The sequence below is a fragment of the Streptomyces sp. NPDC006435 genome, from assembly GCF_040612315.1.
Lineage (GTDB): Bacteria > Actinomycetota > Actinomycetes > Streptomycetales > Streptomycetaceae > Streptomyces.
Genome location: NZ_JBEXPY010000033.1, coordinates 56,081 through 82,914 on the forward strand (window position 1 = coordinate 56,081; position 26,834 = coordinate 82,914).

Annotated in this window: 9 protein-coding genes; 5 read left to right on the top strand and 4 right to left on the bottom strand. The window is 71.5% G+C overall.

Features of this window, described 5'->3' with window-relative positions:
• Nucleotides 1–305 precede the first annotated feature (305 nt).
• On the top strand, nt 306–1,394 hold the full coding sequence (locus ABZZ04_RS27955) for an NADH:flavin oxidoreductase (protein ID WP_356934988.1): 1,089 nt from the start codon (nt 306–308) through the stop codon (nt 1,392–1,394).
• Nucleotides 1,395–1,649: 255 nt separating this feature from the next.
• Here the strand turns inward: ABZZ04_RS27955 and ABZZ04_RS27960 are convergent, their stop codons facing one another.
• The 3 genes from ABZZ04_RS27960 to ABZZ04_RS27970 form a co-directional block, all read right to left on the bottom strand.
• Complete coding sequence (locus tag ABZZ04_RS27960; RefSeq protein ID WP_356934989.1) at nt 1,650–2,021, bottom strand: nuclear transport factor 2 family protein; 372 nt, start codon at nt 2,019–2,021, stop codon at nt 1,650–1,652.
• A gap of 381 nt (nt 2,022–2,402) precedes the next feature.
• On the bottom strand, nt 2,403–2,642 hold the full coding sequence (locus tag ABZZ04_RS27965) for a hypothetical protein (RefSeq protein WP_356934990.1): 240 nt from the start codon (nt 2,640–2,642) through the stop codon (nt 2,403–2,405).
• A gap of 19 nt (nt 2,643–2,661) precedes the next feature.
• Nucleotides 2,662–3,060 carry a hypothetical protein gene (locus ABZZ04_RS27970; protein WP_356934991.1) on the bottom strand — a complete coding sequence of 133 codons (399 nt, stop codon included), beginning with the start codon at nt 3,058–3,060 and terminating at the stop codon, nt 2,662–2,664.
• Between ABZZ04_RS27970 and ABZZ04_RS27975 the strand changes: the two genes are divergently transcribed.
• Nucleotides 3,053–3,520 (top strand): cytochrome P450, encoded by a 468-nt coding sequence (locus tag ABZZ04_RS27975; protein ID WP_356934992.1) that lies wholly within the window; start codon nt 3,053–3,055, stop codon nt 3,518–3,520. The two genes, ABZZ04_RS27970 and ABZZ04_RS27975, sit on opposite strands and share 8 nt — an antisense overlap.
• 68 nt (nt 3,521–3,588) lie before the next feature.
• Here the strand turns inward: ABZZ04_RS27975 and ABZZ04_RS27980 are convergent, their stop codons facing one another.
• Entirely contained in the window at nt 3,589–4,251 is a 663-nt protein-coding gene (locus ABZZ04_RS27980; protein WP_356934993.1) for an NADPH-dependent F420 reductase, read from the bottom strand.
• Nucleotides 4,252–4,657: 406 nt separating this feature from the next.
• On the opposite strand from ABZZ04_RS27980, the gene ABZZ04_RS27985 reads away from it, so the two are divergent.
• From ABZZ04_RS27985 to ABZZ04_RS27995, 3 genes are read left to right on the top strand one after another with little or no spacing between them, the layout of a single operon-like run.
• The gene (locus ABZZ04_RS27985) at nt 4,658–4,906 is read left to right on the top strand and encodes an acyl carrier protein (protein ID WP_283855559.1); all 249 of its coding nucleotides are present in this window, start codon (nt 4,658–4,660) and stop codon (nt 4,904–4,906) included.
• Nucleotides 4,894–6,885 carry an asparagine synthase (glutamine-hydrolyzing) gene (gene asnB / locus ABZZ04_RS27990; protein WP_356934994.1) on the top strand — a complete coding sequence of 664 codons (1,992 nt, stop codon included), beginning with the start codon at nt 4,894–4,896 and terminating at the stop codon, nt 6,883–6,885. The genes ABZZ04_RS27985 and asnB overlap by 13 nt, the downstream gene beginning before the upstream one ends.
• On the top strand, nt 6,882–26,723 hold the full coding sequence (locus tag ABZZ04_RS27995; RefSeq protein WP_356934995.1) for an SDR family NAD(P)-dependent oxidoreductase: 19,842 nt from the start codon (nt 6,882–6,884) through the stop codon (nt 26,721–26,723). Before asnB ends, ABZZ04_RS27995 begins: the two co-directional genes overlap by 4 nt.
• The last annotated feature ends 111 nt before the right edge of the window (nt 26,724–26,834 follow it).

Below are 26,834 nucleotides of genomic sequence, written 5' to 3' on the forward strand. Positions count from 1 at the left end.
CTGGGAACAGCACGCATCGTGCCGGAATTCCCTGGCTGCGATAACGAAATAAGTAGCGCACCAACTGCCCCCGTGATGCAAAGCCACGGGATCAACTGTCGTCGCCCTCGTGCACCGGGTCAACCCAATAATTTCGTTGCAGTGCATCGCATCATGCAATGCAGGAGTCCGCTCGTGCAGATCTGTTATTTTCCATCAGGGCGGTGTGGCCAAAGACGCCGTCGATCGGGCACTATCCAAGCGTGACCGAAGTACTTCCCCACCGGAAATCCTTCGTCGGTCCGCATTCGACTCGGAAGGAAACGATGGCCAGTCTCGATGAACCGTTCACCGTGGGCAGCCTCACGGTCCCCAACCGGATCGTCATGGCCCCGATGACCAGAACCGCGTCCCCCGACGGGGTGCCGGGTCCCGATGTGGCGGAGTACTACGCCCGGCGGGCTGCCCACCAGGCCGGACTGATCATCACCGAGGGCACCTACATCGACCGCCCCGCTGCCGGGGCCTACGACAACGTGCCCGACTTCCACGGGGAACGGGCGCTGACCGGCTGGGCCCATGTGGTACGCCGGGTGCACGAGTCAGGCGGAAGGATCATTCCGCAGCTCTGGCACACGGGGCTCACACGTACCGCCACCGAGCCGCCCGCCGAGGGCCCGTCCGGCATAGGGCTGGACGGCGGGCCGGCCGGTGTGGCCATGGCCCGGCGGGACATCGACGACACCGTCGCCGCCTACGCGGAGGCCGCGCGGACCGCCGAGCGGCTCGGGTTCGACGGCGTCGAGGTACACGGCGCCCACGGCTATCTGATCGACAGCTTCCTGTGGAGCGAGACCAACCGGCGTACGGACGGCTACGGCGGCAGCCCCGCCGCCCGCGTTCGGTTCGGCGCCGAGGTGGTACGGGCCGTCCGCGCGGCCGTCAGCCCGGGTTTCCCGGTCTTCTTCCGCTTCTCCCAGTGGAAGCTGGGCCGTTACGACGCCCGTAACGCGCGGAACCCCGGCGAGCTGGAGCAGTTGCTGGTGCCGCTGGCCGAGGCCGGGGTCGATGTGTTCCACGGCTCCAGTCGCCGCTACTGGCTCCCCGAGTTCGAGGGCAGCTCCCTCAACCTCGCGGGCTGGGCCCGCAAGCTCACCGGGAAGCCCGCCGTCACGGTCGGCTCGGTCGGCATGGTCCGGCAGTACGGCGATGGCGACTTCACCTCGGGCTTCACCACGCCGTCCGACACGACCGGCATCGATGAACTGCTGGCCCGGCTGGAGCGCGACGAGTTCGACCTGGTGGCGGTCGGCCGGTCGCTGCTGGCCAACCCCGACTGGGCGGCGCGGGCCCTCCGCGGCGAGTTGGAGTGGACGGTCGCGTACGACCCTGCCGTGCTCCAGAGCCTGGTCTGACGGCCGTCCGGCACCGCGTCGACGCGGCCGAAGACGCCGACCGGTCGTCAGCGGGCGCCGGCGACATCGGTCCCGCGTCGGCCCGGGGCAGCGCGGGACCGGGGAGTGGTACCTCACTCGTCCGGGGAGAACCGGATCGTCCCGGCGGGGACGGACGCCCCGCACCGGATGCGTTGCACCGAAGTCCTGCCTCCCGGCGGGCGTAAGGTCACGCGACGCTTCCGCAGACCGTGTGAGTGTCCGCCGTGGGCGGCGTCACCGCGCGTTCTCCTCCGGCGCGGTGTAGACGTACTCCTCGATCCGGTCGATGTGATCGTCCTCGAACCGGAAATACACCACGGCGTGGACCTCATCGGAGGAACCGTCGGCCAGATTCAGGCGCAGCACATGCTGCTGGAAAAGCTCGCTCCCGTTGTGAACCTGTCGGGTCACCTCGTACCGGAGGGAGTCGACGTTGGCGACAAAGGACTTGAAATGGTCGAGGCGGTCACTCATCGCCACCTCCCCCTCACCGTCGTTCTGCCATACGACGGCCTTTTCGGTGCACAGCGCCAGGGCACCGGAAAAGTCGTACGCCTCCAGCCGCCGCAGAAACTCATTGACGGGCACACGCAGGCCCTGTGTCATGCCGGACCACCTTTTCACGTCGAATGATTGCTCTCACACTATCGAGGAGTCACATTCTCACGGTCAAGATGATTATGTCGATGCATTGGATCGCCCAGGCCCATGAAGCGCTGCGGTCGGACTGGATCACAAAGTGCGATGTGCTAGATCGACAGAATGAGTTTGACTTGTGTCGGCCGACTCATTAGCAGTAGCCAGGACGCCTCCGCAGGAATATCAGAATTCGCTCAGGATTCATGCTGCCATGGACGCAGGAAATCCCAGCGACCCCGCCATTCTGGAGCCTTTCACCGTGGCGAACATCCACCGTGCCGCCGGCGCCGAGATTCCCGATTTCCCGGGCGGCAGACCGGAATCCTGCCCTTTCGACCCCGATGAGATCTACACCCGGCTGCGCGCCGAGGAACCCATGACGCCGGTCCACTGCCCTGCCGGAATGGACGCCTGGCTGATCAGCCGGTACGAGGACATGCGGCACATGCTCGCGGACCGAAGTCTGAGCTCCCGCGCCGCCGGCTCGGACCACATGCTGCCGTCGTACGACGGGCACGAGCCGCTTCCCGGCTTCATGATCCAGTTGGACGGCCAGGAGCACGCGCGGCTGCTGATCGGGGAGTTCACGGTCCGCAAGATGGAGGCGCTACGACCCTGCGTCCAGAAGATCACCGACGAGCACATCGACGCGATGCCCGCCGGGGCCGGTGCCGATCTGGTGCGGGACTTCGCCCTGCCGATCCCCTCGAAGGTGATCTGCGAGATGCTCGGGGTGCCGTACGAGGACCACGAGATGTTCCAGCTCGACAGCCAGGTGCTGATGAGCTTCGAGGCGGACGAGATCAGCCGGGGCGCGGCCGGCCAGCGGCTGGAGGCGTATCTCGGCGAGCTGATCAGGCAGCGGATCGCCGAACCACAGGGCGATCTGCTCAGTCGGCTGATCGCCCGGAGCAACGATACCGACCGGCCGCTGGAAGTGGGCGAGCTGGCCACGCTCAGCGTGCTGCTGCTGGTCACCGGGCACGAGACCACCCAACATGATCACGCTGGGCATGCTGATGCTGCTGGAGAACCCCGGGAAGCCGGCCGAGTTGCGGGCCGATCCGGACCTGATCGGTACCGCCGTGGAGGAGCTGCTGCGCTATCTGTCGGTGATCCAGTTCGGTCTGCCCCGCTATGCGACCCAGGACGTCACCATCGGCGGTATCGAGGTGAAGGCAGGCGAGTGGCTGGTCGCGGCCGTCCCCTCCGGCAACCGGGACGAGAGCGTGTTCCCGTCCTCGGACACCCTGGACCTCGGGCGACAGGTCCGCACCAACCTGGCATTCGGCTTCGGCGCACACGTGTGCATCGGCCGGCACCCGGCCCGGATCGAGCTCCAGGTCGCGCTGTCCACGCTGCTGCGCCGCATACCGGAGCTCCGGCCGGCCGAACCGCTGGCGCAGTCCGAGTTCAAGCGCAACGACATCGTCTACGGCCTGCAGAGCATGCGCGTCACGTGGTGACGACCGGGCCGATGAGGCCGTCCGGCCACGCGGCGAAGACCTCGGCGTTCTCCACCCCGAAGGCGGGTTCAGCCGCGAAACTCCGCCGGGCGCTCGGGGGACGCCTCGGACAGCGCTCGGGCGACCGCGTCGGCGCCGGCCTGCAGCCCGTACACCGGGGTGCCCGGCTGCTGGCGCCAGGAGTCGTCGAGGGAGCCCGCGTCGACGGTGTCGAAGCCCAGTTCGTCGATGAGGGCCCGGACGGTCTTCTTCGCGGCCGGGTCGTCGGCGGCGACCGGCAGGGCGAGCCGCTCGGGCGAGCCCGCCGGGCGGAACGCATTCAACAGGTCCTCCGCGTAGGTGCCGTTGAACGCCTTGACGACCGGGCGGCCGAGCTGGCGCTCGGTCCAGCGGCTCTCGGTCAGCTCCTCGTCCTCGATGCCGGCGATACGGCCGTCGCGGGGCCGGGGGTAGTAGTTGCCGGTGTCGATGACGACCAGGTCGCCGGACGCGCCGTCGAAGAGCCCCGAGGGCAGGTCGGGCACGCTCTTCAGGGGGAGAGCGACCACCACGACCTCGGCGCCGCGGACGGCGTCGGTGACGGTGGCGGGGGTCGCGCCCGTCTCCTCTGCCAGGGCGGTCAGCGTCCCGGGGCCGCGCGAGTTGGCCACGGACACCTCATGACCGAGCGCGCTGAGCCGCCGGGTGAGGTTGCCGCCGATATTCCCGGCGCCGATGACACCGATCTTCATGAAAATCTCCCGCAGGACATACGAACTTCGCTTCCCCATGACTTTACCCAGGCAACGTGAATTTATGTAGCTGATTCCATTGAATCGTACGAAGCGATCCAGTCCATCAATAAGTTCCGCTTGACCGGCATCAGCGGAACCATTGATAGTGAAATTTAGTGTGACCGCGACCGGTCAATGGGAAGGGGCACCGGCTGAGGGGCGGCCAAGTAATTCCAGACCGCCGACCGATCTCGTCGGCGGTATTCGCCAAGATCGATACGGATGGGTGATGGCGCAGTCGCACTCTCCCAGCGACCACCGCGCGGCCCGGCGGAGTTCTCGCACGCCCCCGAGGGCGCCGCGCGACGTCCCCGCGATGACAAGGAATGGGCCAGTGACCAGGACGGACAAAATCATTCGGTTCGTGGAAGAACAGTTCTTGATCGACTTCGGTGACGACGTGACACCGCAGAGCGATCTCTTCAAGGAAGGGATCATCGATTCCTTCGGATACGTCCAACTGATGTCCTTCCTGGAGAAGGAATTCTCGCTGGAGATCGAGAGCGCGGAGTTCCTGCTGGAGGTCCCGGCCACGCTGGAGGCGATCGACAGGTTCGTGGCCGACCGGATGGACCGCAGCGGTACGCCGGGAGGCGCCCCGTGTGCGGAGTAGCGGGGTACGTCCCCTCCTCGCCCGGTGCGGAGCCCCGCCCCGAGGTCGTCGCCGGCATGCTGTCGGAGATCCGCCACCGCGGACCCGACGAGGTGGGCTACTACCTGGACGACGGTCTCGCCATGGGGACCGTGCGGCTGGCGATCGTCGATCTGGCGACGGGTGCGCAGCCCATGTCGGATGCCACGGAGCGCTACTGGATCTGCTTCAACGGCGAGTTGTACAACCACATCGAGCTGCGTGAGGAACTGCGCGGGCTCGGCCGGCCGTTCCGTACCCGGTCGGACACGGAGGTCGTCCTCCAGGCATGGATCCAGTGGGGGCCGGACTGCCTGACCCGGTTCAACGGGGCGTTCGCCTTCGCCGTCCGGGACGCCGTCGCCGACGAACTCCTCCTCGCCCGCGACCGGTACGGCAAGCGCCCGCTGTTCTACACGAGCGGCCCCGGCGGGTTCCTCTTCGCCTCGGAGATGAAGGCGTTCCGCGCCGTCCCGGGTTTCCGTTTCTCACTCGACCCCCATGAGCTGAAGACGGTCTTCGGGATCTGGACCCCGCTGCCGGACCGGTCCCCGTTCAAGGGGGTGAGCCAGCTTCCCCCCGGCAGCTTCCTCACCCTCCGCGGGGGCCGGCCCGCGGTGCACACGTATGAGGAACTCTCCGTCACCGCCGAGCCGTTCACCGGTACGGCGGCCCAGGCGGCCGAACTGGTGCGCGACACCCTGCGCACCAGCGTCGATGTACGGCTGCGCAGCGATGTCGAGGTCGGGGTCTATCTGAGCGGCGGCCTCGACTCGTCCGTCGTCACCAGGCTCGCCACCGACCTCTCCTCCCACGAGGTCCGCACCTTCTCCGTGGAGTTCGAGGACCGGGCCCTCGACGAGTCGGGCAGCCAGCACTCCGTCGCGGACTACCTGGGCACCCGCCATTCCGCCATCACGATCTCCACGGCCGACATCACGGAGAACTTCCCCGCCGCCGTCCACCACGCCGAGTTCCCCGTCTTCCGTACGGCCCTCGTCCCGATGTACCTGCTGTCGCGGCACGTACGCGACGCCGGAATCAAGACGATCCTGAGCGGAGAAGGCGCGGACGAGGCCTTCCTCGGCTACTCGCTGTTCCGCGAGACCATGCTGCGCGCCTCCTGGAACGGCCTCTCCCCCGAGGAGCGGCAGCGCCGGATCGCGGTGCTGCATCCGGAACTCGGCCACTTCGGACCCGAGCACCGGGTCCATGTGGCGGGGCTGCTCAGCCAGTTCTCCGAGGAGCGGCTGCCGGGGCTGTTCTCGCATGAACTGCGCTACCAGAACGGTCGGTTCGCCCAGCGGCTGCTCCAGGACCGCACCGAGCCGTTCGCCGAACTGCTCGCGCTGGTCGGGAACACGCCCGGCTATGCCGGCCTGTCCCCGACCCAGAAGGCGCAGTGGCTGGAGTTCCGGACCCTGCTGGCCGGCTATCTGCTGTCCAGCCAGGGGGAGCGGATGGGGCTCGCCCACGGGGTGGAGAACCGCTGCCCGTTCCTCGACCCGGCCGTGGTGCGCGCCGCCGCCTCGATCAATCTGCGCTTCGACGACGGATGGGAGGAGAAGGCCGTGCTCAAGGAGGCGTTCCGCGGACTCCTCCCGGCGGATCCGCTCTCCCGGCGCAAGCAGCCCTACCGCGCCCCGGGCGGCATCGCCTTCCAGGAGCACCGGCCGGACTACCTGGAGCTGGTTCTCTCGGAGCGGGAACTCAAGAAGATCGACGGTATCGACCCGGTCTTCGCCGAGCGGCTGGTCCGCAAGGTCCTGGCCACTCCCCCGGACGGGATCAGTACCAAGGAGGACCAGGCGTTCGTCCTGCTTCTCTCGACCGCCCTGCTCAACCAGCAGTTCGTGACGGACGGGAACGGCCCCATGCGTATTCCATCGGACGCCCAGATGAACCTGACCACGGTGATCGACCGCCGCGGGTCCTCACTCCTTCCCGGAGGGCGGCGATGACCACGCGCGCGTACGTTCCGGCCGAGGACGGCGTCGCAGTGATCGGGCTGGCACTGCGGATGCCCGGCTCCGAGACCCTGCCGAAGTTCTTCGGGCATCTGGTCGCGGGCCGGTCGCTGATCTCCGAGGTGCCGCCCGAACGATGGTCCAAGGAGCGTTGGTTCGGCAGCCCCAGGCGAGGCGCCGAGAAGACGAACAGCGTCTGGGGCGGCTTCATCGAGGAGGCGGACCGTTTCGACGCCGCCTTCTTCAGCATCTCCCCGCGCGAGGCGGCGAGCATGGACCCCCAGCAGCGCTTCGCCCTGGAACTGGCCTGGCACGCCATCGAGGACGCGGGCTACCGCGCGGGCGAGCTGGCGGGCACCCGGACCGGCGTCTTCATGGGGGTCTGCCACGCCGACTACGCGGAACTGATGGAACGCGACGGGGCCAGGACCGACGCCTATTTCCCCACCGGCACCGCGTACTCGATCATCTCCAACCGGATCTCGTACCACCTGGACTTCCAGGGCCCCAGCATCACCAATGACACCGCGTGCTCCAGTTCGCTGGTCTCGGTCTACGAGGCGGTGTCCGCACTGCGCAACGGCGACTGCGCGCTGGCCCTGGCCGGCGGGGTGAATCTGTGCTGGTCGCCCAAACACTTCGTCGCCTTCAGCCAGGCGAGCATGCTGTCGCCCACCGGCCGCTGCCGGGCCTTCGACCAGGGGGCCGACGGGTATGTGCGCGGCGAGGGCGGCGCAGTGCTGCTGCTGAAGCCACTGGCACAGGCGGTCGCCGACGACGATCCGGTGTACGCGGTGATCAGGGGTGTCGCCACCAATCACGGCGGCCGGACCAATTCGCTCACCGTCACCAATCCGGTCGCGCAGGCGAGCCTGATCGAGGGGCTCTACACCCGGGCGGGCATCCGTCCGGAGACCGTGTCCTATATCGAGGCCCATGGTCCAGGTACGCCGGTCGGCGACCCCATCGAGGTGCTCGCGCTCAAGCGCGCCTTCCGCGAGCTGCACCGGGCGCAGGGCACGGAACCCGTGCCGGGGACCATCGGCATCGGCTCGGTCAAGACCAACATCGGGCATCTGGAGGGCGCGGCGGGCGTCGCCGGGATGGTCAAGGTGATCGCCGCCCTCCGGGAACGGGTGCTCCCCGCGACCGCCGGTTTCACCGAGCCGAACAAGCTGATCGAGCTGGATGGCAGTCCATTCCGGATCGTGAGCGAGACCGAGCCGTGGGCCGAGCCGCCCGCGGGTCCGGACGCCGCCCCGGTGCCCCGGCGTGCCGGGGTCAGCTCCTTCGGCTTCGGCGGGACCAACGCTCATGTCGTCCTGGAGGAGTACCTGCCCGGCGACCGGCCGGACTGCGGGGCCGAGGCGCCGGGCGCCTGTGTCGTACCCCTCTCGGCACGTACCCCGGAGCGCCTGCGCCGGGTGGCGAAGGACCTGCACACGTTTCTGACCGCGTCCTCCACCGCCGATACTCCGGCCGGTGCGTCGCCGCGCCTCGCCGATATCGCGTACACCCTCCGGACCGGCCGTGAGCCGATGCCCGCGCGGGTCGCCTTCGTGGTGACGGACCGACGGCAACTCCTGCTCGCTCTGGGCGAGTTCGCGGATGGAATGCTGAGCGACACCGCCGCGCACGACCGTACCGGGGCACCGGACACGGACGGTCTCGCCGAGCTGTCGGAGACCGCCCGGCGGTGGGCCGAGGGCAGCGAGACGGGCTGGTCCCCGCTGCCGGGCCACCCGCACGGGCGCCGAGTGCGGCTGCCCGGCTACCCCTTCGCCCGGGAACGCCACTGGTTCCGGACCCGCCCCGAGAACGAGAACGCCACGACCACCGGCACGCTCCACCCCCTCGTGCACCGCAACACCTCCCGCCTCGGCGAACAGCGCTATACCTCGGTCTTCACCGGCGACGAGCCGTTCCTCGACGACCACCGCGTGGACGGGGCGCGGGTGCTGCCGGCCGCCGCCCAGCTGGAGATGGTCCGCGCCGCGGTGTCGTACGCCACCGGTCACGAGGACCCGGCCGCCACGGCACTCCGGCTGACCGACACGGCCTGGCTGCGCCCGCTGGTGGCGGACGGGCAGCCGCTCCAGGTTCGGGTGGTGCTCACCCCCGGGGACGACGGCGCCCTCGGGTACGAGATCCGTACCGGGGACGAGGAGGCCGGCGCCGCCGTGGTGCACAGCCGGGGCATCGCCTCGGTCGGCCCGGCGGAGGAGCGCGAGACGCTCGACCTCGACGCGCTGCGCGCGTCCTGCGCCGCTCGCCGCGACCCCGCCGAGGTGTACGCGGGCTTCCGCGAGGCGGGTCTGCGGTACGGGCCTGCCCTGCGCGGACTCACCGGGATCCGCCTCGGGTCGGGGGAACTGCTCGCGCGGATCGAGCGGCCCGCAACGGACATCGCGGTGGCGCTGCCGCCGAGCGTGCTGGACGCGGCGCTCCAGGCGTCGCTGGTCCTCCGGTCCGCCCTGAACCCCGGGGCGGAGCAGGCGCTGACGCTGCCGCTCGCCCTTGACCGCCTCGACGTCCACGGCACGTGCGGGGACGCCGTCTGGGCCTGGGTCCGCCACCGGCGCGGCGGCAAGGAGCTCGCCGTCTTCGACATCGACCTGTGCGACGGCAACGGCACGGTCCTGGCCCGGCTGCGCGGTCTCGCGCAGCGGACCGTCACCGAACCGGCGGAACCCGCCGAACCGTCCGCCCCCACCGGGCCGGGCGTGGTGGCAGCCACCTCGCGCTGGGTGGAGGCTGCGCCCGCCGGCACGGCCGAGCCCGGCACGGTGCACGGCTTCGTCGCCGGGATGCCCGAGCCGTTCGTCTCCGGGCTGTCCGGTGCGACCGGCCTCCCCTTCACCGCCCTGCCCGGCGTCCCCCTCGACGCCGTGGCGGACGGTGTCACCGTCGTACTGGACCGTGTCCTCGGGCGGATCCAGGAACTGCTGCGCTCGAAACCGAGGGGAACGCACCGCTTCCTCGTGCTGGTCGACGACCGGGTGCCGCGCTTCTGCCACGCGCCGCTCGTCGGCCTCTTCCGGACCCTGCACCTGGAGAACCCGTCCGTGTCCGGGCGGGTGGTCCGGGTCGCCGGCCTCGGCACCGCGCCGTCCGGGCGGATCGCGGAGATCGTGCGCCAGGAGGCCGCCGATCCCGTCGTCGCCGACGCCGAGATCCGTCGCAGCGCCGACGGCGTCCGCCGCACCTGGCGTCCGGTCGCCGTCGAACCCGCCGCCGGTCCGGAGGTCCCGCCGCTGAAGAAGGGCGGGGTCTACTGGCTGACCGGGGGCCTCGGCGGCCTCGGCCGGAACGTCGCCCGCTACTTCGCCCGGCAGGACGGTGTCACCGTGGTGCTCAGCGGCCGGACCCCGGCCGGGGCGGCGACCGACGAGGCACTGGCGGGGCTGCGCGCGGCCGGGGTCGACGCGCACTACCTCGCCGCCGACGCGGGCAGCGCGCAGGACGTGGAGCGCGCCGTCCGCACCATCGTGCGCGAGCACGGGTCGCTGGACGGAATCGTGCACGCGGCGGGGACGCTGCGGGACGCCTATCTCCTCACCAAGGACCCCCGCGAGGTGGCGGAGGTGCTGGCGCCGAAGGTGGCCGGTGTCCTCCATCTCGACGCGGCCACCCGCGGCCTCGCCCTCGACTTCCTGGTGCTCTTCTCCTCCGTCGCCGGGGTGTACGGCAGCGCGGGCCAGGGCGACTACGCGGCGGCCAACGCCTTCCTGGACGCCTTCGCCCGACACCGGCAGACGCTGGTGGACGCCGGGGAGCGGACCGGCCGGACCGTGGCGGTGAGCTGGCCGCTGTGGGCGGACGGCGGGATGACGATGGACGAGGTGACCCTCGCGTCGATGCGCCGGCAGCGCGGCTGGGAGCCGCTGCCCACGGAGGACGGTCTGCGGGTCCTGGGGCGCGCGCTGCTCGACTCGCCGGAGCACCTCGTCCTCGCGTACGGCGCCGACGCCTCCCTCACCGCCGAGCCGCAGGCCGCGCCCGCCGCGGTGCCCGCCCCGCCCGTCCGGGCCCCGGGCGGGCTCTCCGGGGACGACCTGGTGGCGCGTACGACGGAGGTGCTGAAGCAGGTGCTGGGCGAGGTGCTGCACCACGACCCGGCGGCCCTCGACACCACCGTCGGCCTGGTCGACTACGGGATCGACTCGCTCGCCATCCTGGAGGCCACCGAGCGGCTCGGCAAGGTCACCGGGCCGCTGCCCAAGACGCTCTTCTTCGAGTACCTCGACATCGAAGGCGTCGTCGGCTATCTCGTCGAGGAGCACCGGACGGCGCTTGAATCCCATTTCGGCGCGGCACCGGAGCGGACGCCCGAGCCGGTGGCGAAGACCGAGCCGTCCGCCGTACCTGAACCGTCCGCCGTGTCCGGAGCGTCAGCCGCGCCCAAACCGTCGGCCGTCCCCGGGCCGGATGAGGCGTCCGCGCGCCGGGGCCTGGCACCGGTGGAGGTCCGGGCCGCCGCGGCCGGGGCCCCGGCCGCCGCCACGTCCGACGACCGCCACGACATCGCGATCATCGGTATCTCCGGCGCCTACCCCGGCGCCGAGACCCTGGACGAGCTGTGGTCGGTCCTCGAAGAAGGGCGCCACCTCTTCCGGGAGGTGCCCCGCGAGCGCTGGGACCACGACACGATCTACAGCAGCGAGCGCGGTGTCCCCGGCAAGAGCGCCATCCGTACCGGGACGTTCCTCGGGGAGATCGACACCTTCGACCCCCGATACTTCCGGGTCTCCAAGCGCGAGGCGGAACGGATGTCACCGGAGGTCCGCCTCTTCCTGCGGGCCGGTGTCGAGGCGCTGGAGGACGCGGGGTACTCCCGCGAGACGATCCAGCGCCAATACCAGGGCGACGTCGGCGTGCTCGTCGGCTCCATGAGCAACCACTACGGTCTCTACGGCTTCCAGAACAGCCTGACCCGCGGGGCCCCGGCGACCGGCAGCTACACCGGCACGCTGCCCAACATGCTGTCGTACTTCTACGGGTTCACCGGGCCGTCGATCTTCCTCGACACCATGTGCTCGGGTTCGTCGACGTGTGTGCACCAGGCCGTGCAGATGCTGCGGGCCGGCGAGTGCCGGATGGTAGTCGCCGGAGGGGTGAACCTCCTGCTGCACCCGTACAACCTCATCACCTCCTCACACGAGCACTTCACCACCGCGACCTCCGATGTCATCCGGAGTTTCGGGCTCGGCGCGGACGGGACCATCCTCGGCGAGGGCGTCGGCGCCGTGGTGCTCAAGCCGCTGATCGACGCCGAGCGGGACGGTGACCGGATCCACGCCGTCATCAAGGGCACCGCGATCACCAACGCCGGTGTGCGCAACGGGTTCACCGTGCCCAACCCGCGGATGCAGGCCCGTGCCGTCGAGAAGGCGATCGACGACGCCGGCGTCGACCCGCGCACCATCAGCTATGTGGAGGGCCACGGTTCCGGCACCTCGCTCGGCGATCCGATCGAGGTCAGGGCCCTCACCACGGCGTTCGGCAAGTACACCCGGGACACGCAGTTCTGCGCCCTGGGGTCGGTCAAGTCCAACATGGGACACCTGCTGCACGCAGCCGGCATGGTCGGCCTGGCGAAGGTGGTCCTCCAGCTCAAGAAGCGCACCCTCGTCCCCTCGCTCCACAGCGAGCAGCTGAATCCCGACATCTCCTTCGCCGACACGCCCTTCCGGGTGCAGCGGGAACGCACCGAGTGGGAACCGGCAGTCACGGTGGAGAACGGATCCACGACCGTCCATCCACGGCGGGCCGGTATCACCTCCATCGGTGCGGGCGGTATGAACTCGCACATCGTCGTGGAGGAGTACATCGACCGAACCGGCCCCCGGGCACCGCGGCCGGACGGGCCCGAGTTGTTCGTCTTCTCCGCGATGACCGACACCGTGCTGGAGACCTCGCTCCGGCGGTTCAGGGACTTCCTGGCGGCGGCGGACGAGGCGGACCTGCCCTCGATCGCCCATACGCTCCGGGTCGGCAAGAACGAACTGCCGTGCCGCTGGGCCTTCCTGGCCCAGAACCTCGCCGATGCCGTCGCGGCCGTCGACCGTTATCTGGCCGGTGACCGTGACCAGGCCGCCGCGCTCACCGCTACCGGCCCGCGCGCCTCGGCCGCCCGTGAACTGGCCCTCGCCTGGACCGGTGGCGGTGGCGTCGACTGGGCCCCGCTCACCGGCGCCCGCCCGCCCCGGCGGATCTCGCTGCCGGCCTACCCGTTCGAGCGGGTGCGGTGCTGGGTGGACCCGGAGCCGGGCGCACCCGACGTCACCGCGCCGCTGGCCCTGAGCGGGAAACCGCATCCGTTCCTCGGGGCCAACCACTCCGACATCGACGGGCTGCGCTACGGTCTGGACGTCCGCCTCGACGACCTCGCCGACTACGGCTGCCCGCAGGACAAGGTGCGAGGCATCGTCCCGACCTTCGCCGTCGATCTGGCGCTCGCCGTCGGGAAGGTCTCCGGACTCACCGGCACCCCGCGCGTCAAGGGCCTGCGCCTGTACGGCCCGGTCCCCTGGGACGCCACCGCCCGTCTGGTCACCACGGTCACCGTCCGGGGCCGGGAGGAAGCCGCCGGAGCCGTGTTCCGCGAGGACGGGACGGGAGCGCGTACCCCGGTCGCCGACTTCGCGGTGTACCCGGACAACCGGCGGGCCGCGCCGGACACCGTGCGGTTCGGCGGCGACGGTACGCGCGCCCTGGACCGGGAGGAGGTGCTGGCCGAACTGGCCGAGGGCGGCATCACCCCCGACCCCTTGCTGTGCGGGGTGCACGGCGCGCACTGGCTGCCGGACGGACAGCTCGTCCTCGATGTGTCCGTCCCGGAGCTTCGCCGGGATCACACCCGGAGAAACATCAGTATCGCCCCGCATGTCCTCGCGGCGATCGCCCATGGTGTCCAGCTCTTCGCCAGGCGGGCCGGTGAACCCGCCTGGGCACGGCAAGTCCCGTACCGGATCGACGACATACGTCTCTTCGGTGACGCACGGGACGGCGACGACGTGGCCCAGGTGTTCCTCGACCTGCCGACGCGGCCCGATACCCCCGGCGGCCGGGTCCGGCTGGCGGACCGCGACGGCCGGGTCCTGGCCGAACTGGTGGGCGTGCGGTGGGGCGAGGGCGGTACGGAGTCCGCGGCCACAGAGGCGGAGCGCAGCAGTACGCCGGTGCCTGCCATCGCTGAGCAGCGGGCGCTCGCGTCCGGCTCTCCGGAACCGCCCGAGGACGAGAGCGGGGCGCTGGTCGCCTTCACGGTCGGTGAACTCCGCCGTATCGCGGCGGACATCCTGAAGTTCGATGCCGAGGAACTGGATGTCCACACCGGTTTCGACGCCTTCGGCTTCGACTCCATCTCGCTCGTCGCGTTCAGCACGCTCATCAAGGAGTCGCTCGGTGTCGAGCTGACCCCCGCGGTCTTCTTCGATCTGACCACGCTGGACCGGCTGGGCCGCCATCTGGTCACCGAGTTCGGGCACCAGCTCGACACCGCGCGGGAAGGCTCGAAACCGCCGGTCCCGTCGATGCCTTCGGTACCGCGGACGGCTGTGACCGAGCCGGCTCCGTCCGCCGCGACCAGCCGGGAGAGCCGTGCCCCGGAACGCCGCGACGGGCCGGTGCCCATCGCCGTCATCGGTGCCGCCGGGCGCTTCCCCGGCTCACCCGACCTGGACACCTACTGGTCGCGGCTCGTCGAAGGCCGGGACTGCGTCTCGGAGTTCCCCGTCCACCGCTACAACGACGCCTACCGGCGGATCGTGGAGAAGGCCGATTTCCCGCGCCACGCGGGTGTCGTCGACGATGTCGACGCGTTCGACGCCGGCTTCTTCCAGATCTACCCGCGGGAAGCCGAGCTGATGGACCCCCAGCACCGGCTCGCCCTGGAGACGGTCTGGAGCGCGATCGAGGACAGCGGGTACACCCGGGCCGGACTACCGAGGAACACCGGGCTCTACTTCGGTGTCTCGGGCACCGACTACGCCACTCTGCTCACCACCCACGGCGTCGAACCGGACGCGTTCACCTCCACCGGCAACGCCCATTCCATGCTGGTCAACCGGATCTCGTACATCCTCGACATCCGGGGCCCGAGCCAGCCCGTGGACACGGCCTGCTCCAGTTCCCTGGTCGCCGTGCACCGCGCGCTGGAGGCCATCCGCTCCGGCGTGTGCGATCTGGCGATCGCCGGCGGGGTCAATCTCCTGCTCAGTGTGGACACCTTCGTCAGCGCCCACCGCGCCGGGATGCTGAGCCCGACCGGCCGGTGCCGGACCTTCGCGCGGGACGCGGACGGCTATGTGCGCGGGGAGGGCGTCGGCGCGCTGGTGCTCAAGCCGCTCGACGCCGCCGAGCGGGACGGTGACCCGATCCTCGGCGTGCTCGTCGGCAGCGCCGAGAACCACGGCGGCCGCGCCAACTCCCTGACGGCGCCCAACGCGGACGCCCAGGCCGAGCTGGTCCAGGCGGCGATGGCGGGCATCGAGCCGGACACCGTCGACTACATCGAGACCCACGGCACCGGAACCGTGCTCGGCGACCCCGTCGAGGTACGCGCGCTGCGCACCGCCTACAAACGGCTCGGCAGCACCCCCCTGGCGGACGTCGTGCTGGGCTCGGTGAAGACCAACATCGGCCATCTGGAGGCGGCGGCAGGTGTCGCCGGGCTGCTGAAGGTGCTGCTCGCCCTGGAGCACGGTGTCATCCCGGCGACCCGTAACTGCGCGGACCTCAACCCCTATCTCGAACTCGAAGGAGGCCCTTTCCGCGTCGGGCGCGAGAACGAGCCCTGGCGACGCCGCTCGGTCCCGCGGCGGGCCGGGATCAGCAGCTTCGGCTTCGGCGGCGCCAACTGCCATGTGGTCGTCGAGGAGCACACCCCGGTCACCCTGCCCGACCCGGATGCCGAGGACACCCCTGTGATCGTCCCGCTGTCGGCTCGTACCCCAGGACAACTGAGCCAGGTCGCGCACAGGCTGCTCGCCCATCTGGAACGGACGCCCGAGCCGCCGTCGTTGCGCGCGCTGGCCTGGACCCTCCAGTCCGGACGGGAGGCGATGGCCGAGCGCGTCGGCTGGGTCGTCGGATCGCTGCGTGAACTCACCGACCGCCTGCGGAACTTCACAAAGGACGGCGAGAACATCGGGAACGGGGTCAGGGGCAGTGCCGTCCGGCCGGTCACCGATTCCGTGCCCCTGGTGCCGAACGGCGACCCGGTCCGTCTGCTGGCCCGCTGGACCGCGGGGGCGGCCGTGGACTGGCGGCCGCTGTACGGGGCGTCGGCGCCCCGGCGGGTGCGGCTGCCCGGCTATCCCTTCGCCCGTGAGCGCTACTGGATCCCGGGTGCCGCGCCGGAGCGGCCGGACGACCCGGGCCGGGCCTGGAGCGGCACCGCGCTGCTGGTCCCCCGCTGGAAGCCGAAGCCCGCGCCCACGAGCGGCCCGCAGCGGCCGGAGCGCCATGTGGTGATCCTGTGCGGGGCGCTCGCCGCCGCGCGGGAATCCGCCGAGCGCCAGGTGACGGGCGTGCGATGGGTGACGGCCGAAACCGGCGCACAACGCCTCGACAGCTGTTTCGGCGCTGTCTCCCGGCAGGTCTTCGAGACCATGCGCGAGCTGGCCGCCGACACCTCGGCCGGCCGCACGCTGGTCCAGGTGGTGGCGCCCATCGGTGGCGACGACATCGTTCATCTGGCCCTCGCCGGTCTGCTGCGTACCGCGGCGGCGGAGGACCCCACCCTCACCGGGCAGCTCATCGGCCTCGACCTCACTGGTCGCGACGGGCCGGACGGCCCGGCGCTCGCCGCCCTGGTGGCGGAGAACGCGCGGGCCACCGGGGACGAGGTCGTCCTCCAGCGGGACGCGGTGCGCTCCGTCCTCACCTGGGAGCGGGCCGAGCCCGCGCCCGGGGACGACGCCTCCGGACCGTGGCGCGACGGCGGCGTCTATCTGATCACCGGCGGCGCGGGCGGCATCGGTGCGGTGATCGCCCGTGCCATCGCCCGGGACGTCGCCGGTGCAACGCTGGTCCTGGCCGGCCGCTCGCCCCGGGACGCGCGGATCGACGCGCTCCTCGCGGAGCTGCGTGCAGCGGGGGCCGCCGCCCGGTACACGCGGGCGGATGTCTCACGCTGGGAGGAGGTGCGCCACCTCGTCGAGGACGTCCGGGAGCGGGACGGGGGCCCGCACGGGATCGTGCACTGCGCGGGGGTGGTGCGCGACGGCGCCCTGGTACGCAAGACGGAGCGGGAGTGGGCGGACGTCCTAGCGCCGAAGGCGGACGCCGTCGTCCACCTCGACCGCGCGGTGGGCGAAGCGCCCCTGGACTTCCTGCTGCTGTGCTCCTCCGGCTCGGCGGTCACCGGCAATCCCGGTCAGGCGGACTACGCCACCGCCAACGCCTTCCTCGACGCCTTCGCCGTACGACGCAACGCGCGTGCCGCCGCCGGGGAACGCTTCGGACGCGCCCTGTCGCTGGCCTGGCCGCTGTGGCGCGAGGGCGGAATGACCGTCGACGACGCCGTCCTGAAGCGTCTGTGGCAGAGCCGGGGCCTGGCCCCGATGGATTCCGCGGACGGCATCGACGCACTGGTCCGTGCCTGGCGGCTGGACGGCGAGGGGCAGGTCTGGATCCACCACGGAGACCTCGACCGGATCCCGGTCACCCCCTCACCGGCAACCGCCGTGCGGGACGTAACAGAAGCACCGGCAACCGCCGTACGGGACGTAACAGAAGCACCGGCGACATCCGCGCGCACCGCCGCGGAGGCGCTGCGCGACCTCACCGGTCTCTTCGCCGAGGTCACCAAGGTCCCACCGGGCGACATCGACCCGGACGCGCCGCTGCACACCCTGGGGCTGGACTCGATCATGGTGGTGCAGCTCAACAAGGAGCTGGCCCTCAGACACGGAGAGGTGTCGAAGACCCTCTTCTACGAGCTTCCGACGCTCCGGGCGATCGCCGGGCACCTCACCCCTGCGCAGGACGGGCCGCGTGATACCGACGGCAGGTCCGCCGAGCCCACCCGGGACTCGGGGCCGGCGCCGTCCGAGCCCCGGCCGCTGCCCGCCACGCCCGCCGGGCGGCGGGAGCCCATCGCCGTCATCGGGATGAGCGGACGCTACCCGGGCGCCCCGGACCTCACCGCGTTCTGGGAGAACCTCAAGGCGGGGCGCGACCGCATCGGTGAGATCCCGGCCGACCGCTGGCCGAGGGAAGGCTTCTACGAGCCGGACCGTGCCAAGGCGATCGCCACCGGGCGCAGTTACAGCAAATGGGGCGGGTTCCTCGACGGCTTCGCGGACTTCGACCCGATGTTCTTCCGGATCGCCCCCCGGGACGCCTACGCCATGGACCCGCAGGAGCGGCTGTTCCTCCAGGCGGCCTGGGAGGTCGTGGAGGACGCCGGTTACACCCCCGGGGAACTCGGCGGCCGTCATGGCGGCCGGGTCGGGGTCTTCGCCGGTGTCACCAAGTCCGGCCACGCCCGCTACGGCGCGCGCAGACTGCCCTCGGGTGAGACGGTGGTCCCGGCACTGTCGTTCGCGTCGCTGAGTTCCCGGACCTCGCACGTCCTTGATCTGCACGGGCCGAGTCTGACCATCGACACGATGTGCTCGGCGTCCCTCACCGCGATCCACGAGGCGTGCGAGCATCTGTACCAGGGCTCCTGCGAGGCGGCCATCGCCGGCGGGGTGAATCTGTATCTCCACCCGCTGGACTACATCGAGCTGTGCCGTTCCAACATGCTGTCGACCGGTCCCGAGCTGCGCAGCTTCGGCAGCGGCTGTGACGGCTTCGTACCGGGCGAGGGTGTGGGCGCGGTGCTGCTCAAGCCGCTCTCCCGGGCGCTGGCCGACGGCGACCGGGTGCTGGCGGTGATCCGGGGCACGAGCGTCAACCACGGTGGCCGCACCCACGGTTACACGGTGCCCAGTCCCACGGCCCAGGCCGAGGTGATCCGTGACGCGCTCGACCGCGCGGGTGTCTCGGCCCGGGACATCGGCTACGCCGAGGCGCACGGCACCGGCACCGAACTCGGTGACCCGATCGAGGTGGCCGGTCTGACCCTGGCCTTCGCGGCGGACACGGACGACCGGGGCTTCTGCGCCCTCGGCTCCGTCAAGTCGTCCATCGGGCACCTGGAAGCCGCCGCCGGCATCGCCGGACTGACCAAGGCCGTCCTGCAACTGCGGCACGGGCAGTTTGCCCCGAGCCTGCACGCCGAGGAGCTCAACCCCAACCTCGCCCTCGAACAGACCCCGTTCTTCGTCCAGCGTGACCTCGCCCACTGGCCGGGCGACCGCCCGCGTCTGGCGTCGGTCTCGTCGTTCGGTGCCGGGGGCTCGAACGCACATGTCATCTTGGAGGAACACGTGTCAGAGCCCGTAGCCGACCGGGCCACCGCCGAACACCTGGTCGTCCTGTCCGCGCGCACCCCGGACCAGCTGCGTGCTCAGGCCGCCCGTCTGGCGGAGCATCTGGACGGCGCGGGCGCGCGGGAACGTCTCGCCGACATCGCCTTCACCCTCCAGATCGGGCGGGAGGACCGGGAAGAGCGCCTCGCCGTGGTCGCCACCTCGGTGTCCGGACTGCGCGCCGCGCTGCGCGCGCACCTGGACGGGGAAACGGACACCCCCGGCGTCCACCGGGGCACCGTCGGTAAACCCCGGAGCGCCGTCGCCGACCTCGCGGCGGACGAGGAGCTCGGGCATCTGCTGGTGGCCCGCTTGGCCAGGCAGGGCAAGCTCGCGGAACTCGCGGAGCTGTGGACCCAGGGGGTGGCGCCGGACTGGTACGCCCTGCACGGTCCGGACACGCCCCGTCGGATCTCGCTGCCCAGCTATCCGTTCGCCCACGACCGCTACTGGGCCGGCGACCTCGAGCCTCTCGGCGCACCCGACGCGCCCGCCGCTTCCCCGGTGTTCCGCGTCGAAGAGGCCGCGCCCTTCGTGTCCGACGTCCACCACCAAGCCGCTCCCGGGGTGCCCGACGTCCGGGAAGCCGCCCCCTTCGTACCCGGAGCCGTACCCGCAGCACGGCCCGGCCGCCCGGCACCGGCGCCCGCGGTGGCGGACGCGCGGCCCGCGCCGCCGCTCGACGAACGGGTCCGGCAGGTCGTGCTGAAGAAGCTGGCCGACGCTCTGGCCATGGAGGCCGGGGCGGTCGCGAGCGGCCACGCGTTCGCCGACTACGGGCTGGACTCCATCCTCGGCGTCCGCTTCGTCCACGAACTGAACGAGACCCTGGGCCTCGATCTCACTACCGGCGTCATCTACGACCACAGCACGGCCGACCGCCTGATCGCCCATCTGCTGCACGAGCACCGCACGGCCATCACGCTGCCCGTCCCGGACGCCCCGCCGGCCGCCGGGCCCGCTCCGGCGGCCGAGGTCGAGGCCGAGGGCCCGGCTCCGGAGGCGGGCGGCCGTGAGCCAATCGCGGTCGTCGGCATGAGCGGACGGTTCGCCGGCTCCGACTCCCTGGAGGAGCTCTGGAAGCATCTGGCGGCCGGTGACGACCTGATCGGCGAGGCGACCCGCTGGCCCCTCCCGGCGGCCGACGACACCGGCGGGCCGCGCTGCACCCGCGGTGGATTCCTCGACCGTATCGACGAGTTCGACCCGCTGTTCTTCAACATCTCCGGGGTCGAGGCCGCCGTCATGGACCCGCAGCAGCGGCTGCTGCTCGAAGAGTCCTGGAAGGCCCTGGAGGACGCGGGCTACGCTGGACGCGCGGTCGCCGAGCGCACCTGCGGTGTGTATGTCGGCTGCTGGGACGGCGACTACCAGCAGCTCGTCGGCGAGGACGCGCCCGCGCAGGCGTTCTGGGGGAACATGGCGTCCTTCGTCCCGGCCCGTGCCTCGTACTTCCTCGATCTGAAGGGGCCGGCCATCTCGGTCGAGACCTCCTGTTCCAGTTCCCTGGTCGCGATCGACCTGGCCTGCAAGGACCTCTGGTCGGACGAGACGGACATGGCCCTCGCCGGCGGTGTCTACGTCCAGACCTCCCCGCGTCTGTACGACCTCGCCGGACGCGCCGGGATGCTCTCGCCGACCGGGCGCTGCCATGCCTTCGACCACCGCGCCGACGGCTTCGTACCGGGTGAGGGTGTCGGTGTCCTGGTCCTCAAGCGGCTGGCGGACGCACTCGCCGACGGCGACCACATCCACGGTGTGATCCGGGGCTCCGGCACCAACCACGACGGCGCGACCAACGGCATCACCGCCCCCAGCTCGCTCTCGCAGGAACGGCTGCTGAGCGAGGTGTACGACCGGTTCGGCGTCGATGTCGAGACGATCCAGGTCGCCGAGGCCCACGGGACCGGCACGAGGCTCGGTGACCCGATCGAGTTCCAGGCGCTGACCCGCGCCTTCCGCAAGGGCACCGACAAATCCGGTTTCTGCGCCCTCGGTTCGGTCAAAACGAACCTCGGGCACACCCAGTCCGCCGCCGGTGTCGCCGCCGTCTTCAAGGTCCTCCTCGGCATGAGGCACGGGCAGATCCCGGCCTCGCTCCACTTCGAACGGCCCAACAACGCCGTGCAGTTCGACGGCAGCCCCTTCTATCCCAGCACCCGCACCCACCCGTGGCCGAAGCCCTCGGGAACCCCGCGACGCGGTGTGGTCAGCTCCTTCGGGGCCAGCGGCACCAACGCGCATCTCGTCCTGGAGGAGCCGCCGGCGGTGTCCCGGCCGCGTCCGCAGAGCCCGGCCCATCTGGTCGTGCTGTCGGCGCGTTCACGTGAGCAGCTCCAAGAGCAGGTGACGCGTCTGGCCGCGCATCTGCGCCGGGAGACCGCCCTGGACTGCGGTGACATCGCCTGGACGCTCGCCGCCGGACGCGAGCACTTCGCCCACCGCTTCGCCTGCGTGGTACGGGACCGCGACGAACTGCTGGACGTCCTGGACCAGGGGATCGACGGGCCGCAGGCGCACACCGGGGAGGCCGCCGGAGCAGGGCTGCCGGACGCCGAGGAGGCGCTGCGCCGCTGCGCCACCGGGACGGCCCTCACCCGCGCCGCGGACCTCACCGTGCTCGCCGAGCTGTTCGTCGGGGGCTCGGTGCTCGACCCCGCCCGGATCTTCCCGAGTAAGGGGCCGCGCCGGGTCCCCCTGCCCACCTACCCGTTCGCCCGCGAGCGCCACTGGGTCGGCGGAAGCCCTCTGCCGGGGCCGGCCGTCACCGAGGCCGCGTCCGACCGGCTCGCGCCCCTGGAGCCCCGCCATCCGATCCTGGTCGGTACGGCCCCGGTGCCGGGCGAACCCGGCGCCGTACGGGGCACAGCGAAGCTGACCGGCGAGGAAAGCTTCCTGCGCGACCATCTGGTGCGCGGCGAGCGGGTCCTGCCCGGGGTGGTCCATCTGGAGCTGGCCCGTGAGGTCGCCGCCCGTGCCCTCGGCACGGACACCGCGACCCCGGTCACCCTGCGGAACGTCACCTGGGTCCGCCCGCTGGTCGTGGAGGGCGCTCCGCTGGCGGTGGATGTCACGGTGCGGCCGGAGGGCGACGGCGTCGCCTTCCGGGTGGCCTCCGCGACGGACGACACGGACCCGTTCTGCGAGGGACGTGTGCTGCCCTCCGTCTCCCCGCGTCCGGCCCCGCTGGACCTGGAAGCACTGCGCGCGGGCTGCCCGGTCCGGGTGCCGGGCGCGCGGATCGGCGAGGCGATCGCCGCCAAGGACATCACCCATGGGCCGAGCCTGCGCGCGATCGAGGAGGCCCAGGTGGGGCCGGACCTGGTCGTCGCCCGTCTCTCGGCGGCACCGGGTGAGCCATATCCGTACGGTCTGCATCCCACGCTGCTCGACTCGGCGATCCAGGCGTCGGCGGCGCTGGACCTCGACGGTGCGCAGACCCCGCCCGGTGCGGTGATGGTGCCGTTCGCCCTGGACACGCTGGAGCTGTACGGCCCCTGTGTGGACGCGATGTGGGCCGTGGTCCGTACCGCGCCGGGTCGGGAGGGGCCGGACGCGCTCAGCAGGCTCGACATCGACCTGGTCGACCCGACGGGGGCGGTCCTGGTACGGATGACCGGTTACACCTCGCGGGCCGTGCCCGAGCCCGTGCCCTCGCTGTTCGCCCCGGTGTGGGAGCCGGTGCCGGAAGAGGACCTCGGGGTGTCCCCCGCGCCGCTGCCGGAGCGGACCCTGGTCGTCGGCGCCTCTGACTGGCAGTTCGCCGAGATCGCCCGGCGCTGCCCCGGGGCGCGGGCATGGCGGCTTGCGCCGAGCGCGTCGGCCGAGGAGAACGCCGCCGCGCTGCGGCCCGGCGGCCCGGTCGGACATCTGCTGTGGGTCGCCCCGGACACTGCGCCGCACCCGACGGACACCGCCGCCTTCGCCGCCGCCCAGGAACAGGGCGTCCTCGCCGCCTTCCGGATGGTCAAGGCACTGCTGCTCACCGGTCAGGGCGCCCGTCCACTCGGCGTCACCCTGGTCACCCGCGGCGCCCAAGCCACCCATCCGGCCGAGGAGATCCGGCCGGCCCAGGCGGCCCTGCACGGCCTGTTCGGCTCGCTCGCGCAGGAATACCGCCACTGGGAGGTCCGCCGCTTCGACCTCGGCACCACCGACGGTCCGAACGCCTTCACGGACCTTCCCGCGCGGTCCACCGGCGGCACCTGGGCGCGGCGCTCGGGCCAGTGGCTGCGCCGGCGGCTTGTGCCGTGCGCGACCGAGCGGCCGACGGTGGCCCCGTACCGGGAGCGCGGTGTCTACGTCGTCATCGGCGGCGCGGGCGGCCTCGGCGAGGCGTGGACCCGGCACGTGGTGGAGCGCCATGGCGCCCGAGTGGTGTGGATCGGCCGCCGCCCGCAGGACGCCTCGATCGAGGCGCGGACGCGGGCGGCCGGACCCGGCGGAGAGGTCAGCTACCTTTCGGCCGACGCCACGGACCCCGAGGCGCTGCGCGCGGCCTGTGCGGAGATCAAGGCCCGGTACGGGCGAATCCACGGTGTCGTCCACGCGGCCCTGGTGCTGCGCGACCGCGGCCTCGCCACCATGGAGGAGGCCGACTTCCGGGCGGGCCTGGCGGCGAAGACCGACACCAGCGTCGCCATGGCACGGGTCTTCGCCGGGGAGCCGCTCGACTTCGTCGTCTTCTTCTCCTCGCTCCAGTCGTTCGTCACGGCGGCGGGGCAGAGCAACTACGCGGCCGGTTGCGCCTTCTCCGACGCTTACGCGCGTCTGCTGGCCACTCATCTGGACTGCCCGGTGAAGGTGATGAACTGGGGCTGGTGGGGATCGACCGGCAGCGTCGTCTCCGCGTTCCACCGGCAGAGCATGGCGCGGTGGGGACTGCTGTCGATCGAACCGCCGGAGGCGATGGCCTCGCTCGCCACCCTGCTCGGCGGTCCCCAGCCGCAGGTGAGTTTCGTCAAGATGACTGATCCGGAGGCGATCGAGCCAATCGACATGACGCTGCGCACGACCGTGTACGGGCGTTCGCCCATGGGTGTGCCGTCCGGGGCGGCGCTGGCCCCGGCGGACCTCGCCGACGGGGACGAGTGTTTCCTGCGGAGCGTGGCCGACTGGCGCCGCACCGAGCGTGATCCGCTGCTCGCCGAGCTGATGCGGGCCCATCTGGAGGCGCTGGGTGTGCTGCGGCCAGGGGAGCCGGCCCCCGCCGATCCGGCGGCGGCGCGTGAGCGCGGCGGGATCGACGAGCGGTACACGATGTGGCTCGCCCATGCCCTGCGGGTCGTACCGGACCGGGCGCGGCCTCTCGACGTTCTCGGACAGCGGTGGGCCGAGCAGTGCACACGGTGGTCCGCCGATCCCGACAAGAGGGCGGAACTCGCCCTGGTCGACGCCACGTTGAAGGAGCTGCCGCATATTCTCATCGGGCGTGTCCCGGCGACGGACAGCATTTTCCCGCGCGGCTCGGTGGAACTGGTGGAAGGCTGCTACCGGAACAACCGGGTGGCCGACACCTTCAACCGCACCATGGCGTCGGCCGCCTCGGGGATCGTCTCGGAGCTGCTGCGGAGGAACCCGGGTCACCGCATCCGGATACTGGAGATCGGGGCGGGCACCGGGGGCACCAGCGTCGGCATGTTCGCCGCGCTGCGCCCGTACTGGCACAGTGTCGAGACCTACACGTACACGGACCTGTCGAAGGCGTTCCTGAACCGCGCCCGGGCCCGGTTCGGTCCGGATGTCCCCTACCTCGACTGCCGGCGCTTCGACGTGGAGCAACCGCTCGCGGGGCAGGGCATCCCGGAGGGCGGCTACGACCTGGTCATCGCCGCCAATGTCCTGCACGCCACCCGGAACATGCGCAACACGCTGCGCAACGCCAAGTCGGCGCTGCGGGACAAGGGCTGGCTGCTGCTCAATGAGCTGACCGCCTTCGACGTGTTCAGCCATCTCACGTTCGGGCTGCTCGAAGGGTGGTGGCTGTCCGAGGATGTGCCGCTGCGTGTGCCGGGCTCGCCCGCGCTGGCGCCGGAGACCTGGCGGGAGGTGCTGCACGGCGAGGGGTTTTCCTCGGTGGTCTCCCTGCTGCCGCACGCCCTCGACCTGGGCCAGCAGATCCTGGCGGCCGAGGGCGACGGTGTCGCGCACCGGCGGGTGGCCGCGCGGGTCCGCGCGGCCACCGTGCCACCGCGGCCCACCGCGGCCGTCCCCGCGCCCCCCACCCCGACCCCGGCCGTCGTACCCCCCGCCCCCGCCGCGACCCGGGCTTCGCTCCTGGCCGCCTATCTCACGGACAAGGCGGCGGAGACACTGCGGATACCGGCGAAGAAGATCGACCCGGGGACGTCCTTCGCCTCGTACGGGATGGACTCGATCCTGGTCCTCCAGTTCGCCAACGCGCTCCGGGAGGATCTGGGCGAGCTGTCCTCGGCTCTGCTCTTCGAGGAGGACTCGGTGGACCGGCTCGGCGCCTACCTGCTGGAGCACCAGCGCGCTGAGGTGGACGCGCTGACCGGGGCCCGGCTGCCGGACAGCGGCAAGGACGCAAACCCCGATGCCGTACGGGGGCCGTCGGCCGCGTCCATCGGCTCGCTGTTCACAACGCTGGCGGGGTCGGGTGACCCGGCCCTGAGCAGCTCCCTGCTGACGGCCGCCGCGCGGCTGCGGCCCGCCTTCGCCTCCGGCGCGGACGGCCGGGAGCCGGAGACCCTGCATCTGGCCGACGGCGCGGACGGAATCGGGCTGGTCTGCCTGCCGTCGCTTGTCGCTCCCACCGGGGCGCACCAGTACCTCCGGTTCGCCCTCGCGCTGCGTGGTCTGCGGTCCGTCTGGACAGCCGGTGTGCCGGGCTACGGCGCGGGCGAACCGTTGCCGGGGACCCTGGACGCGGCGATGGACCTCCAGGCCGATTTCCTGCAACGCCGGTTCGCCGGCCGCCTGTTCGCGCTGGTGGCGTACTCATCGGGCGGGTGGGCTGCCCATGAGGTGCTGCGGCGGCTGGAGGCCGCCGGAGCCGCCCCGGTCGCGCTGGTGCTGCTCGACTCCCCCGGGCGGCCCGACGACGATGTCGCCGGGGGCATGGCCACCATCGCCCACTGGCTGACCAGTCGGTTCCCGCAGTTGCCCGTCGAGGACGAGCAGCTCACCGCGATGGCCCGGTACGCGGAGCTGTTCGACGGCTGGCGGCCCCGCCCGGTGTCGACCCCGACGCTGTTCGTGGGCGCGGCTTCGGAGGGACCCCTCTTCGAGGTGCTCGGTGACCGGTCGGGACCGCTGTGGCGGCCGGAGTGGCCGCTGGAGCACACCCGGCTCGAAGTTCCCGGCAGCCACTTCACGATACTGGACGAACACGCAAAGTCCACGGCGCTCGCCGTCCACCAGTGGCTGGCCCAGCGGTCCGGCTGATCGGAGGTTCCGCGACACGAGGGACGCGAAGGCGGCTTTCGTCCGGTTCCGCTCCTGCCCGGAGCGGAACCGGACGAAAGCCGTCTTCGTCGTGGGCCCGGCCCGGTCGCC